This window comes from Klebsiella michiganensis, assembly GCA_000963575.1.
GTDB classification, from domain to species: domain Bacteria; phylum Pseudomonadota; class Gammaproteobacteria; order Enterobacterales; family Enterobacteriaceae; genus Cedecea; species Cedecea michiganensis_A.
This window is the reverse complement of record CP011077.1, coordinates 3835582-3849912: the sequence shown is the minus strand read 5'-3', so window position 1 is coordinate 3849912 and position 14331 is coordinate 3835582. Positions and strand designations below refer to the sequence as shown.

The 14331-nt window shown below is 54.4% G+C and carries 15 protein-coding genes; 12 read left to right on the top strand and 3 right to left on the bottom strand.

Annotation, left to right across the window (positions count from 1 at the left end; all coding sequences use genetic code 11):
* Positions 1-5 precede the first annotated feature (5 nt).
* Positions 6-833 carry a carboxymethylenebutenolidase gene (locus tag VW41_17755; protein ID AJZ90737.1) on the bottom strand — a complete coding sequence of 276 codons (828 nt, stop codon included), beginning with the start codon at positions 831-833 and terminating at the stop codon, positions 6-8.
* Between the two features lie 254 nt (positions 834-1087).
* Here VW41_17755 and VW41_17750 point away from each other — a divergent pair, with 254 nt between their 5' ends.
* From VW41_17750 to VW41_17705, 10 genes are all read left to right on the top strand, one after another.
* Positions 1088-1849, top strand: a complete 762-nt coding sequence (locus tag VW41_17750) for a uridine phosphorylase (protein AJZ90736.1) — start codon at positions 1088-1090, stop codon at positions 1847-1849.
* 142 nt (positions 1850-1991) lie between these two features.
* Positions 1992-3425, top strand: coding sequence for a DNA recombination protein RmuC (locus VW41_17745; protein AJZ90735.1), 1434 nt, complete (start codon positions 1992-1994; stop codon positions 3423-3425).
* Between the two features lie 91 nt (positions 3426-3516).
* A complete protein-coding gene (gene ubiE / locus VW41_17740; GenBank protein AJZ90734.1) occupies positions 3517-4287 on the top strand; it encodes a ubiquinone biosynthesis methyltransferase UbiE in 771 nt (256 codons plus the stop codon).
* 13 nt (positions 4288-4300) lie between these two features.
* Positions 4301-4906 (top strand): membrane protein, encoded by a 606-nt coding sequence (locus VW41_17735; protein ID AJZ90733.1) that lies wholly within the window; start codon positions 4301-4303, stop codon positions 4904-4906.
* Positions 4903-6543, top strand: a complete 1641-nt coding sequence (ubiB, locus tag VW41_17730; GenBank protein ID AJZ90732.1) for a ubiquinone biosynthesis protein UbiB — start codon at positions 4903-4905, stop codon at positions 6541-6543. The genes VW41_17735 and ubiB overlap by 4 nt, the downstream gene beginning before the upstream one ends.
* A gap of 77 nt (positions 6544-6620) precedes the next feature.
* The gene (locus VW41_17725) at positions 6621-6875 is read left to right on the top strand and encodes a preprotein translocase subunit TatA (protein AJZ90731.1); all 255 of its coding nucleotides are present in this window, start codon (positions 6621-6623) and stop codon (positions 6873-6875) included.
* Between the two features lie 3 nt (positions 6876-6878).
* Positions 6879-7436, top strand: a complete 558-nt coding sequence (locus VW41_17720; protein ID AJZ90730.1) for a preprotein translocase — start codon at positions 6879-6881, stop codon at positions 7434-7436.
* A 2-nt stretch (positions 7437-7438) separates the two neighbouring features.
* Positions 7439-8221, top strand: a complete 783-nt coding sequence (locus tag VW41_17715; GenBank protein AJZ90729.1) for a twin-arginine protein translocation system subunit TatC — start codon at positions 7439-7441, stop codon at positions 8219-8221.
* A 43-nt stretch (positions 8222-8264) separates the two neighbouring features.
* Positions 8265-9065 carry a DNase TatD gene (locus tag VW41_17710; GenBank protein AJZ90728.1) on the top strand — a complete coding sequence of 267 codons (801 nt, stop codon included), beginning with the start codon at positions 8265-8267 and terminating at the stop codon, positions 9063-9065.
* Complete coding sequence (locus VW41_17705) at positions 9062-10084, top strand: delta-aminolevulinic acid dehydratase (GenBank protein AJZ90727.1); 1023 nt, start codon at positions 9062-9064, stop codon at positions 10082-10084. Before VW41_17710 ends, VW41_17705 begins: the two co-directional genes overlap by 4 nt.
* Positions 10085-10130: 46 nt before the next feature.
* Here the strand turns inward: VW41_17705 and rfaH are convergent, their stop codons facing one another.
* Positions 10131-10619, bottom strand: a complete 489-nt coding sequence (gene rfaH, locus VW41_17700) for a transcriptional regulator (protein AJZ90726.1) — start codon at positions 10617-10619, stop codon at positions 10131-10133.
* Positions 10620-10807: 188 nt separating this feature from the next.
* Here rfaH and VW41_17695 point away from each other — a divergent pair, with 188 nt between their 5' ends.
* Entirely contained in the window at positions 10808-12292 is a 1485-nt protein-coding gene (locus VW41_17695) for a 3-octaprenyl-4-hydroxybenzoate carboxy-lyase (protein ID AJZ90725.1), read from the top strand.
* 47 nt (positions 12293-12339) lie between these two features.
* On the top strand, positions 12340-13041 hold the full coding sequence (gene fre, locus VW41_17690; GenBank protein AJZ90724.1) for an FMN reductase: 702 nt from the start codon (positions 12340-12342) through the stop codon (positions 13039-13041).
* Positions 13042-13160: 119 nt separating this feature from the next.
* On the opposite strand, the gene fadA is transcribed toward fre, so the two are convergent.
* A complete protein-coding gene (gene fadA / locus VW41_17685) occupies positions 13161-14324 on the bottom strand; it encodes a 3-ketoacyl-CoA thiolase (GenBank protein ID AJZ90723.1) in 1164 nt (387 codons plus the stop codon).
* Positions 14325-14331 lie beyond the last annotated feature (7 nt).

The window sequence follows — 14331 nt, the reverse complement described above, 5'->3', positions numbered from 1 at the left end:
AGTTATTACTTCCTCATCCCGTAGCGTTTGAACCACGCCAGCATCCTTTCCCAGCCATCTTTGGCCGACTCTTCATGGTAGCCTGGGCGGTAATCCGCGTTGAAAGCATGGCCGGCTTCCGGGTAGACAATGATTTCCGCATTGGCATTGGCCGCTCTTAATGCCTGACGCATTGTCTCAACGCTTTCCTGAGAGATCCCCGTATCCTGGCCACCGTATAGTCCGAGCACCGGCGCATTAAGATTGACGGCGATATCTACCGGATGGTGGTGAGAGTTCAACGTTTTCTCACCTGTCAGCTTGCCGTACCAGGCGACAGCCGCTTTGAGCTGTGGATTGTGTGCCGCATAAAGCCAGGCAATTCGCCCGCCCCAGCAAAAACCAGTTACCATCAGGCGATGCGCGTCGCCGCCGTTGCGGGAAGCCCAACTGGCCACATGGTCAAGGTCCCCCAGTACCTGATTGTCCGGCACTTTTGAGACCAGGCCGCTTAACAACGTGGGGATATCGGCGAAGTCCCCCGGCTCACCCTGGCGAAAATAAAGCTCAGGGGCGATAGCCAGATAGCCTTCAAGTGCCAGCCGGCGGCAGAGATCGCGAATATGTTCGTGTACGCCAAAAATTTCCTGAATGACGATAACTACCGGCAGCGGGCCATCGGCATTTTTGGGCCGGGCATGGTAAGCCGGCATATTATCGCCCTGGCTTGGAATAGATGTTTCCCCAGAAAGAATCGCGTCGTCCGGCGTTAGCAAAGCAGTGGGGGCGATGGGTGAAGCCGCCGGTGCGAAGCCTTCGCCCGGTGTGTTATGTGTTGTTTGCTTTTGTTTCATGGTTTTCTCCGAACCAGCATTAGCGCAGTGTGATAACTATAGCCAGGATTAGTAGCAAATCTGGCGGGCAAAAAACGCCGTCAAAGTTCAAAAAATAGCCCGATCGACTCTTAATTGTGATGGTGATCACCTATGAAGATACAAATAATGTAATTTGTTTCATTCAAAGTGAGCGTCATCACGAAATTATGCTCAGGGGTTCTGTAAAGTGTCGCTTTGCTTCTCCTGAAACCTACTCAACAGAGGAGTCTGTTATGTCCAAGTCTGATGTTTTCCATCTCGGCCTCACTAAAAATGACCTGCAAGGGGCTACGCTTGCCATCGTCCCGGGCGATCCTGAGCGTGTGGAAAAAATCGCCGCGCTGATGGACAAGCCGGTTAAGCTGGCTTCCCACCGTGAATTCACTTCCTGGCGTGCTGAGCTCGACGGCAAGCCGGTCATCATCTGTTCTACCGGTATCGGCGGCCCATCCACCTCTATTGCCGTGGAAGAACTGGCGCAGCTTGGCATCCGTACTTTCCTTCGCGTCGGAACGACCGGGGCAATTCAGCCGAACATTAACGTGGGTGACGTTCTCGTGACCACCGCATCCGTTCGCCTGGATGGTGCCAGCCTGCACTTCGCGCCAATGGAATACCCGGCTGTGGCAGACTTTGCGTGTACGACCGCGCTGGTTGAGGCGGCAAAAGCCGTGGGCGCAACGACTCATATCGGCGTGACCGCATCCTCCGATACCTTCTACCCAGGGCAAGAGCGTTACGATACGCTGTCCGGCCGCGTAGTTAGCCGCTTCAAAGGCTCAATGAAAGAGTGGCAGGAAATGGGCGTGATGAACTATGAAATGGAATCCGCCACGCTGCTGACCATGTGCTCCAGCCAGGGTCTGCGCGCGGGTATGGTTGCCGGGGTTATCGTGAACCGTACGCAGCAAGAGATCCCTAACGCGGAAACCATGAAGAAAACGGAAAGTCACGCGGTGAAAATCGTGGTCGAGGCGGCGCGTCGCCTGCTGTAGTTTTGCTTTTCCGTTCATAAGGCCGGCGCTCGCCGGCTTTTTTTATGCTTTGCGCGGTACCTTCCGGAAAATCCCTTTTCATCTGGACATTTATACAGCAGAATTTTACCTTGCAGCTGTTTGTATTGTTTCTGGGGGGAGCATGGATATTTCACTGTTATTTGGGCTGGGCATTGGCCTCGTAGGCTTGCTGACCGGCTGGCTTATCGCCAGCCTGCGCGCGGCGCAGCGGCAGGCGGCTTTGCATGAAGAGCAGCGTGAAATCTACGGCGAGCTTGCTGCCGCGCGGCAGGAGCTTCAGCAAAATCAGCACTGGCGAGAAGAGTGCGATCAGCTTAACCGTGAAGTCCGTGCCCAAATGGAAATTAACAGCGGGCAGGAGGCGGATATTCGTGAACTGACCACGTTGCTGGAGCAAACCCGGCTCAATGCCGAAGATAAGCATCGCCAAATGCTTAACAGCGAGCAGCGCCTGAACGAGCAGTTTGAGAATCTGGCCCACCGTATTTTTGAACAAAGCGGCCGTAAGGTAGAAGAGCAGAACCGCCAAAGCCTGAACGTGTTGCTGTCCCCACTTCGTGAACAGCTCGACGGCTTCCGACGTCAGGTCCAGGAGAGTTTTGGTCAGGAGGCGCGCGAACGCCATACGCTGACGCACGAAATCCGCAGCCTGCAGCAGCTTAATGCACAAATGGCACAAGAGGCGTTAAACCTCACCAAGGCACTTAAAGGTGATAACAAAACCCAGGGTAACTGGGGGGAAGTGGTGTTAACCCGCGTACTGGAAGCTTCAGGCCTGCGTGAAGGCCATGAATACCAGACTCAGGTGAACATCCAGCTTGAAAACAACAGCCGTATGCAGCCGGACGTTATTGTTCGCCTGCCGCAGGGCAAAGACGTTGTTATTGACGCCAAAATGACGCTGGTGGCGTATGAGCGTTACTTCAATAGTGAAGATGAACTCACGCGTGAAAGTGCATTGAATGAGCACATCGCCGCTATCCGCAGCCATATTCGGCTGCTGGGACGCAAGGATTACCAACAGCTGCCGGGGCTACGTTCTCTGGACTACGTGTTGATGTTTATTCCCGTTGAGCCTGCCTTCCTGCTGGCTATCGACAGGCAGCCTGAACTGATTAGCGAAGCGCTGAAAAATAACATAATGCTGGTGAGCCCGACGACGCTGCTGGTGGCGCTGCGCACCATTGCCAATCTGTGGCGCTATGAACATCAAAGCCGTAATGCCCAGCAAATCGCCGAACGGGCGGGGCGCCTGTACGATAAAATGCGCCTGTTCGTGGATGATATGTCTGCAATTGGGCAAAGCCTCGATAAGGCCCAGGATAACTACCGGCAGGCGATGAAAAAACTTTCATCAGGGCGTGGAAATATCCTGGTTCAGGCGGACGCTTTTCGCGGGTTGGGTGTTGAAGTAAAGCGTGAGATGAATCCAGACCTGGTCGAGCGAGCTCGTCAGGAAGATGAGGATGATTCGGCGCGATTGGGCCATGAGTGTGAAGAGCCTGCGGCTGAGTTCGATACTTTGTCTGCAACGCGCACAGGTGAAGAGCGCTAAACTGAGGCTGAGTAGCACGGTTGAATCATAGGGCTTTCACGCCCATTCTGTTACACTTCCCGAACATTTTCTTTATTAAGCAGGCATTGAGATGGTTGATGAATCCCAGGAGTCCGGATCCCAGGAAACAACGCACTTTGGCTTCCGTACCGTAGCTAAAGAGCAGAAGGTCGATATGGTGGCGAACGTGTTCCACTCTGTTGCGGCGAAATACGACGTGATGAACGACCTGATGTCTTTCGGTATCCACAGATTGTGGAAACGCTACACGATTGACTGCAGCGGCGTGCGTCGCGGCCAGCGAGTGCTGGATCTTGCGGGCGGTACGGGCGATCTGACAGCGAAATTCTCCCGTCTGGTCGGTGAGGCTGGCGAAGTAGTATTGGCCGATATTAACGACTCAATGCTGAAAATGGGGCGCGAAAAGCTGCGCAATATCGGCATTGTGGGGAACGTCAGATACGTGCAGGCTAACGCCGAAGCGCTGCCATTCCCGGACAACACCTTCGACTGCATCACTATCTCCTTTGGCCTGCGTAACGTCACGGATAAAGACGCTGCGCTGCGCTCTATGTTCCGCGTTCTCAAACCGGGTGGCCGCCTGCTGGTGCTTGAGTTCTCCAAACCGGCTTTCGAGCCGCTGAACAAAGCCTACGACGCTTATTCCTTCCACATTCTGCCGCGTATTGGGGAGATGGTGGCGCAGGATGGCGAAAGCTATCGCTACCTGGCAGAATCCATTCGCATGCATCCGGACCAGGAAACGCTGAAAGGCATGATGGAAGAGGCTGGGTTCGAAAACACCACCTATTACAATATGACCGGTGGGATTGTCGCCCTGCACCGTGGCTATAAATTCTAATCAGGGAGCAGCGATGCCATTTATGTCGCTTATGACTGCTGGAATCGAAGGGGTACTGAACACCTTCCTCTGGCGCGATCGTAGCCTGAAATCTGCGCGTCAACGTCTGCAAGGCAAGACGCTGCGCGTTAGCCTGAAAGAATTCTCAGCGCCTGTGGTGCTGGTGTTCAGTGAACAACAGCTGGATGTACTGAGCCAGTGGGAAGGTGAGGCGGACTGTAGCGTCTCAACCCATATCGGCGTGCTGCCGAAACTGCGGGATCGCCAGCAACTTACCGCTCTGATTCGCAGCGGTGAACTTGACGTTACTGGTGACATTCAGGTTGTACAAAATCTGGCATCGCTGATGGATCTCGCGGAGTTTGACCCTGCGGAGCTGCTGGCCCCGTATATAGGCGATATTGCCTCTGAAGGCATCAGTAAGTTTGCACGCCATGGCGGCAAGCTGCTGAAAAAAGGATTTATACGCAATCAGCAGTACCTGGGGGAAGCGCTCACTGAAGAGTGGCGCGTTGCGCCTGGCTCGCTGGAAGTTGCCTGGTTCGCAGAGGAAACCGAAGCGCTGGCACGCTCGGTGGACGCACTCAGCAAACGGCTGGATAAGCTGGAGGGTAAATGACGCCAGGAGAAATTCGCCGCCTTTATTTCATTGTCCGTACCTTTCTGAGCTATGGCCTTGATGAGCTGATCCCCAAAATGCGCATTACGCTGCCGCTACGTTTGTGGCGGCGTTGCCTGTTCTGGATGCCTAATCGTCATCGCGATAAGCCTCTGGGCGAGCGTCTTCGTCTTGCGCTGCAGGAGCTTGGGCCCGTTTGGATCAAGTTTGGTCAGATGCTTTCCACCCGTCGCGATCTGTTCCCGCCGATCATTGCTGACCAACTGGCCATGCTGCAGGACAGAGTGGCCCCTTTTGACGGTGCGCTGGCGAAGAAACAAATTGAGTTGGCGATGGGAGGCATTCCCGTTGAAAGCTGGTTCGACGATTTTGACATCAAGCCTCTGGCTTCCGCGTCTATTGCCCAGGTGCATACCGCACGCTTGAAGGAGAGCGGCAAAGAGGTCGTGATTAAAGTGATCCGGCCCGACATTCTGCCGGTGATTAAGGCTGATATGAAGCTCATCTATCGCCTGGCGCGTTGGGTGCCTCGTTTGCTGCCGGATGGCCGACGTTTGCGCCCGCTGGAAGTGGTGCGTGAGTACGAAAAAACGCTGATCGATGAGCTAAACCTCCTGCGCGAAGCGGCGAATGCCATCCAGCTGCGCCGTAACTTCGAAAATAGCCCGATGCTGTATGTGCCTGAAGTCTATTCGGACTACTGCAGCGAGAACATGATGGTGATGGAGCGGATTTACGGCGTTCCCGTCTCAGATACTGTTGCGCTCGAAGCCCAGGGCACCAATATGAAGCTGCTTGCCGAGCGTGGCGTGCAGGTCTTCTTTACGCAGGTCTTTCGCGATAGCTTTTTCCATGCGGACATGCACCCGGGCAACATTTTCGTGAGCTACGAGCACCCGGACGATCCGCAATACATTGGTATCGACTGCGGCATCGTTGGCTCACTGAACAAAGACGATAAGCGCTATCTGGCAGAAAACTTTATCGCCTTCTTTAACCGTGACTACCGCAAAGTGGCCGAGCTGCATGTGGACTCCGGCTGGGTGCCGCCGGACACGAATGTAGAAGAGTTTGAGTTTGCGATTCGTACCGTTTGTGAACCTATTTTTGAGAAGCCACTGGCAGAGATCTCCTTCGGCCATGTGCTGCTGAATCTGTTCAATACCGCGCGTCGTTTCAACATGGAAGTTCAGCCTCAGTTGGTTTTACTGCAAAAGACTCTTTTATACGTCGAAGGCGTCGGTAGGCAGCTTTATCCGCAGCTGGATCTGTGGAAAACGGCGAAACCTTTCCTGGAAAGTTGGATCAAAGATCAGGTTGGTATTCCTGCTCTGGTACGAGCTTTTAAAGAGAAAGCGCCATTTTGGGTGGAAAAAATGCCGGAATTGCCGGAACTGGTGTACAACAGTTTGCGCCAGGGCAAGCAATTACAGCTTAGCGTTGATAAAATTCAGCGCGACCTGCAACTTCATCACGTGCGGCAGGGACAGTCGCGTTACCTGTTCGGCATTGGTGCCACGCTTATACTGAGCGGCACGCTGCTGCTGATCAACAAACCTGAGTGGGACTTTATGCCTGCCTGGTTGATGGCGGGGGGGATCGTTGTCTGGCTGATTGGCTGGCGACGCTCTGCCTGAACTTTAATCGGAATTAACGGGTGATTGCCGTATAATAGCGGTTCTCATTGCCTTAACATCTTTATTCAGGAGTAGGTATGGGCATCAGTTGGCCACAATTGCTAATCATTGTTGTTATCGTTGTTTTATTGTTTGGCACCAAGAAGCTAGGCTCTTTAGGGTCAGATCTCGGTGCGTCCATTAAGGGCTTCAAGAAAGCCATGAGTGACGACGACAGCAAAGAGAAAGAAAATGGTGAGAAGGATGCTGATTTCACGGCGAAATCCCTCTCTGAAAAACCGAGCGACGTGAAAAAAGACGAAGCGAAAAGCAACGACAAAGAGCAGGTATAAACCGTGTTCGACATTGGTTTTGGCGAACTGCTGCTGGTGTTTGTGATTGGCCTGATTGTTCTGGGCCCACAGCGCTTACCGGTGGCGGTAAAAACAGTTGTTGGCTGGGTGCGCGCGCTGCGTTCACTTGCTACCACGGTGCAGAACGAGCTTGCCCAGGAACTGAAACTGCAGGAACTGCAGGACAGCCTGAAAAAGGTCGAGAAAGCCAGTATGGATAATTTGACGCCCGAACTTAAGGCGTCAATGGACGAACTGCGCCAGGCCGCTGAGTCGATGAAGCGTTCCTATACCCAGAACGATGCTGAAAAGAACAGTGACGAAGCGCATACCATCCATAATCCGTTGGTAAAGGATGAACAGCAAAGCCATGAGGGCGTAACGCCAGCCAACGCGGCGCATCAGGCGACAGCGCCTGATGCCGTGCCCTCAGAGGCAGTGCCATCGACGCCGGCGGCGGTCGAGAACGCCGTCGAACCTGTTGTCGAGCCTCAGGTGAAGTCTTTGCCCGAAGCTGCACCGGTTATGGCCCCAACACAACCTCCAAGTGAAAAATCGTAACCATGGCTGTTGAAGATACCCAACCGCTCATTAGCCATCTGATCGAGCTGCGTAAGCGTCTGCTGAACAGCATGATCGCCGTGCTGGTGATTTTCCTGGCGCTGGTCTATTTCGCCAATGACATCTATCAGGTGGTTTCCGCGCCTCTGATCAAACACATGCCGTTGGGATCAACGATGATTGCGACCGATGTCGCTTCACCGTTCTTTACCCCGATAAAATTAACCATTTACGTCTCGGTGTTCCTGGCCGCGCCGGTCATTCTGTACCAGATCTGGGCTTTTGTTGCCCCGGCATTGTACAAACATGAACGTAAAATGGTGATGCCGCTGCTCTTCTCCAGCACGCTGCTGTTTTATATCGGTATCGCCTTTGCTTATTTTGTCGTCTTCCCGCTTGCCTTTGGCTTTCTGACGAAAACCGCGCCAATAGGGGTGGTTGTCTCGACGGATATTACGAAATATCTCGACTTCGTCATGTCGCTCTTCATGGCCTTTGGCGTGGCATTTGAAGTGCCCGTCGCCATTATCCTGTTGTGCTGGATGGGGGTGACGACGCCGGAGTCTCTGAAACAGAAACGCCCTTATATTCTGGTCGGAGCCTTTGTTGTCGGCATGCTGTTAACGCCGCCGGACGTTTTCTCGCAAACCCTTCTGGCGGTGCCAATGTACTGCCTGTTTGAGGTGGGCGTATTCTTCTCCCGCTTCTACGTCGGTAAAGGGCGTAATGGCGATGAAGATGATGAGCCTGAATCTGAAGAGACGCGCTCTGAAAAAGAGCAGTAATTAAATAACCGCCCTCAGGGGCGGTTGTCGTTTGGAGGGAGAGATGTTTGATATTGGCGTGAATCTAACCAGTTCTCAATTCGCAAAAGATCACGAGGATGTGGTCGCGCGCGCATGGCAGGCTGGCCTGAGCGGCATGATGTTGACCGGCACCAACCTCCATGAAAGTGAGCAAGCGTTACGCATGGCGCAGCAATATGAAAACTGCTGGTCCACCGCCGGAGTGCATCCCCATGATGCCAGCCAGTGGAATGATGAAACCGCGGACGCCATCCGCCGTTTAGCTGCGGCACCTCAGGTCGTCGCTATCGGCGAATGCGGTCTGGACTTTAACCGTAACTTTTCCACACCGGCGGAGCAGGAGCGCGCTTTCACCGCTCAGCTGGCGCTGGCCGCAGAGCTGATGATGCCGGTATTTTTGCACTGCCGGGATGCACATGAGCGTTTTCTAACGCTGCTTGATCCCTGGCTGGATCAACTGCCCGGCGTGGTGCTGCACTGTTTTACCGGGTCCGAGGCAGAAGCGCGGGATTGCCTGCTGCGAGGGTTATTTATCGGCATTACTGGCTGGGTTTGCGATGAGCGTCGTGGCCTGGCCCTCAGAGAGTTACTTCCGGTTATCCCCGCTCAGCAACTGCTGCTGGAAACCGATGCCCCCTATTTGTTGCCCCGGGATCTACAACCAAAACCTGCGTCCCGCCGCAACGAACCCTGTTATCTGCCCCATATCCTGAATAAGGTTGCCGAATGGCGCGGCGAAGATCCGGCCTGGCTTGCGCAGATAACAGATGACAATGCTCGTCGGTTATTCCGACTGGGTTTTAATCAGGAGAAAGTTAAATGAGCTATGCATTTCCCGGTACGTTTCCTGGTCGTCGTATGCGCCGCGTACGCCGTCATGACTTCAGCCGTCGTCTTGTGGCTGAGTACCAGCTGACGGTAAACGACCTTATTTACCCTGTGTTTGTCATGGAAGGCCACAACCAGCAGCAGGAAGTACCGTCAATGCCGGGTGTTTACCGGATGACTATCGATCAACTGCTGAAAGAAGCAGAGGTGGTGGCAAAACTGGGTGTACCGGTGCTCTCTCTGTTCCCGGTCATTGAAAGCGACGGGAAATCGCTGCATGCGGAAGAAGCCTATAACCCAAATGGGCTGGTACAGCGCGCGGTACGTGCGTTGAAAGATGCTGTGCCTGAGCTTGGATTGCTGACTGATGTTGCCCTGGACCCCTACACCACTCATGGTCAGGACGGTGTTATTGACGCTGATGGCTATGTGATCAACGACGTCACCCGCGAAATTCTGGTCCGCCAGGCACTATCCCATGCTGAAGCCGGGGCCGAAATTGTCGCGCCCAGCGATATGATGGATGGGCGTATTGGCGCTATCCGGGATCGGTTAGAGGCGGATGGCTTCGTGAATACCCAGATCATGTCCTATGCTGCAAAGTATGCTTCCTGCTACTACGGCCCGTTCCGGGATGCAATTGGCTCCTCCGGTAACCTGAAGGGCGGCAATAAGAAGACTTACCAGATGGATCCAGCTAACAGCGACGAAGCCCTGCAGGAAGTGGCTCAGGATCTGCAGGAAGGGGCTGATATGGTGATGGTTAAACCTGGGATGCCTTATCTCGATGTTGTGCGCCGCGTGAAAGACACCTTTGGCGTGCCGACCTTTGCCTATCAGGTATCCGGTGAATATGCGATGCATATGGCTGCTATTCAGAACGGCTGGCTGGCTGAAAAACCGGCCATTCTGGAATCTTTGATGTGCTTTAAGCGTGCTGGAGCGGACGGCGTACTGACCTACTTCTCAAAACGTGTTGCCCAATGGCTGCACGATGAGCAGATGCAGCGCTAGTTACGATTCAGGAACAAAAAGGCCAGCATTTGCTGGCCTTTTTGCATTAAAGCTTGCGGAAGTCGGTATTTCTGACGCTTTGCTGCACCTGCTTGTTCAGCAAGTTCAGCAATAACATCGAGCGGGCTTCGCCGTCTGGCTCAGCAAAGATCGCTTCTAATCCTGTGAAAGCCCCTTCGGTAATCACCACGCTATCGCCGGGATACGGCGTTTCTGGGTCGATGATATTCTCTATTTGATAGTGCATCAGTTCATCAATCACTTTTTCCGGAACCGTTGCCGGCTGTGCACCGAAGCGAACAAAGTGGCTGACGCCACGGGTGGAATGCACCGTGGTGGTATGAATGGATTCTGGATCGAACTCGACAAACAGATAATTAGGGAACAGAGGCTCACTGACCGCAGTTCTTTTGCCGCGCACCATTTTTTCCAGCGTGATCATTGGCGTGAGGCAATTGACCTCCTGACGCTCAAGGTGCTCTTTGGCGCGCAGTAATTGGCCACGTTTACAGTACAGAAGATACCAGGATTGCATAATTTCTCTTTTCGCCCGCTTAAGCGAGTCAGAATAACAAAACGTCCTTCGCAGAGATACACGGCTTCAGTATAACCTGTCCAGGTGCGGTCGAAGGCGGCCAGTTTCACGCTAATTTAACAAAAATACAGCATGGCGGCGGTGAAGTCCGTATAATGACGGCAAAATCCGACGTCACGATAAATTGCATGAAATACCACGACCTACGCGAATTTCTTGCGCTGCTTGAGCAGCAGGGCGAACTCAAACGTATCGCATTGCCTGTCGATCCGAATCTGGAAATGACCGAAATTGCCGATCGCACGCTGCGAGCCGGCGGCCCGGCTCTGCTGTTTGAAAACCCGAAAGGCTACACCATGCCGGTGCTGTGTAACCTCTTTGGAACGCCGAAACGCGTAGCGATGGGGATGGGGCAGGAAGATGTGACTGCCCTGCGTGAAGTCGGGAAACTGCTGGCTTTCCTCAAAGAGCCCGAGCCGCCAAAAGGTTTCCGCGACCTGTTCGACAAACTGCCGCAGTTCAAACAAGTTCTGAATATGCCGACTAAACGTCTGCGTAATGCGCCTTGTCAGGAACAGGTTTGGGAAGGGGATGACGTCGACCTGAATCGTATTCCTGTCATGCGCTGCTGGCCGGAAGACGTTGCCCCGCTGATTACCTGGGGCTTAACGGTCACCCGTGGTCCGCACAAAGAGCGCCAGAATCTGGGTATTTACCGCCAGCAGCTAATTGGCAAAAATAAGCTGATTATGCGCTGGTTATCTCACCGCGGCGGTGCCCTGGACTTCCAGGAGTGGTGTGAAGCTCACCCGGGTGAACGTTTCCCTGTCTCCGTTGCGCTCGGCGCTGACCCGGCCACCATTCTAGGCGCGGTGACGCCGGTACCGGATACGCTTTCCGAATATGCTTTTGCCGGACTGCTGCGCGGGACCAAAACCGAGGTCGTGAAGTGTATTTCTAACGATCTTGAAGTGCCTGCTGGTGCAGAAATTGTGCTGGAAGGCTACATTGAGCCTGGTGAAATGGCGCCGGAAGGCCCGTATGGCGACCATACGGGATACTACAACGAAGTGGATAGCTTCCCGGTCTTCACCGTGACCCATGTCACTCAGCGGCAGGATGCGATTTACCATTCAACGTATACCGGCCGGCCGCCGGATGAGCCTGCTGTGCTGGGCGTGGCGCTCAATGAAGTGCTGGTGCCAATCCTGCAAAAGCAATTTCCGGAAATTATTGATTTCTATCTACCGCCGGAAGGATGTTCATACCGCCTCGCGGTGGTGACGATCAAAAAACAGTATGCCGGACACGCCAAGCGAGTCATGATGGGGGTTTGGTCGTTCCTGCGTCAGTTCATGTACACCAAGTTTGTTATCGTCTGCGACGACGACGTGAATGCGCGTGACTGGAACGATGTTATCTGGGCGATCACTACTCGCATGGATCCGTCCCGTGATACGGTGCTGGTGGATAACACGCCAATAGATTATCTGGATTTTGCCTCCCCGGTTTCCGGGCTGGGCTCTAAAATGGGACTGGATGCCACCAATAAATGGCCGGGCGAAACCCAGCGTGAATGGGGGCGCCCAATCAAGAAAGATGTTGAGGTATGCGCGCGTATTGATGCAATCTGGGATGAACTGGCTATTTTTGATAACGACAAAGGCGCCTGAGCGGCGACCTTTACGGTTTAGCATTATTGACCCGACAGAGGGGACGCATGACAACCTTAAGCTGTAAAGTGACCTCGGTAGAAGCGATAACCGACACGGTATATCGCGTTCGATTGCTGCCGGAAGGCGATTTCTCATTCCAGGCCGGGCAGTATTTGATGGTGGTGATGGATGAGCGGGATAAGCGCCCGTTCTCTATGGCATCCACGCCGAGCGAGCATGAGTTCATTGAGCTGCACATTGGTGCTTCGGAGCTCAACCTCTACGCCATGGCGGTCATGGACCGTATTCTGAAAGAGCAGGAAATTGTGGTTGATATGCCGCATGGTGATGCGTGGCTGCGCGAAGATGAAGATCGCCCACTTATCCTGATTGCCGGCGGGACTGGTTTCTCTTACGTTCGCTCTATTTTGTTGACGGCGCTGGCGCGTAACCCGGAGCGTGAAATTGCCATCTACTGGGGCGGCCGCGAAGAGAAACATCTGTACGATCTGGCCGAGCTGGAAGGGTTGACCCTGCAGCATCCGAATCTGCGCGTTGAAGCCGTGGTGGAGCAGCCGGAAGAAGGCTGGCGTGGCCGTAGCGGGACTGTGCTTACCGCTGTTATGCAGGATCACGCTTCACTGAGCGGGCACGATATCTATATTGCGGGCCGTTTCGAAATGGCAAAAATTGCCCGTGACCTGTTCTGTAACGAGCGCGGGGCGCTGGTTGAGCACATGTTCGGCGACGCTTTCTCCTTTATTTAAGGCCGTTCGTCGTCAGAATAAGCCACCGCATCGTCGGTGGTTTTTTTTATCTTTCAGATATAAAAAACCCGCCCCTGACAGGCGGGAAACACGGCAACTAAACTCAGTTTCGTTTTTTATTAAACGCGTTCAAATACGGTCGCGATACCCTGACCCAGGCCAATACACATGGTGGCCAGGCCAAACTGCGCGTCGCGACGCTCCATCAGGTTGATAAGCGTGGTGCTGATACGCGAGCCGGAGCAGCCAAGCGGGTGGCCGAGCGCGATTGCCCCGCCGTTCAGGTTGATCTTCTCGTCGATCTTATCCATCAGCCCCAGATCTTTAATGCACGGCAGGATCTGGGCGGCAAACGCTTCGTTCATCTCAAACAGGTCGATATCCTGCGCGGTCAGGCCTGCTTTTTTCAGCGCCAGCCGGGAGGCCGGCACCGGGCCGTAGCCCATGATGGACGGATCGCAGCCGACGACGGCCATCGAGCGCACGCGAGCGCGGATTTTCAGGCCCAGCTCTTTGGCGCGGGTTTCGCTCATCAGCAGCATCGCGGATGCCCCATCGGACAGCGCCGAAGATGTGCCAGCGGTAACGGTACCGTTGACCGGATCAAACGCCGGTTTCAGCGCAGCCAGGCCTTCAACCGTGGTTTCCGGGCGAATCACTTCATCGTAGTCGTAACGCTTCAGAACGCCGTCGGCATCGTGGCCGCTGGTCGGCATAATTTCAGCTTTGAAGTGGCCGGCTTCCGTTGCAGCCCAGGCACGCTGATGTGAACGAGCGGCAAACTGATCCTGCATCTCACGGCTGATGCCGTGCAGGCGGGAGAGCATTTCAGCCGTCAGGCCCATCATACCCGCGGCTTTTGCCACGTTGCGGCTGAGGCCGGGGTGGAAATCTATCCCGTGGGTCATCGGTACGTGGCCCATATGCTCCACGCCGCCGATCAGGCAAGCATGCGCGTCCCCGGTTTGAATCATGCGTGCTGCATCGTGCAGCGCCTGCATAGACGAACCACAAAGGCGGTTCACCGTGGTGGCGGGCACCGAATGAGGGATCTCTGCCAGCAGCGATGCGTTGCGGGCAATATTGAAACCCTGCTCCAGCGTCTGCTGGACGCAGCCCCAATAAATGTCGTCCAGCGCTGCGGCTTCGAGCGCCGGGTTACGGGACAGAATACTGCGCATCAGGTGCGCCGACAGATCCTCAGCGCGAACGTTGCGGAACGCGCCGCCTTTAGAGCGGCCCATCGGCGTACGGATGGCATCAACGATAACAACCTTTTCCATATTCACT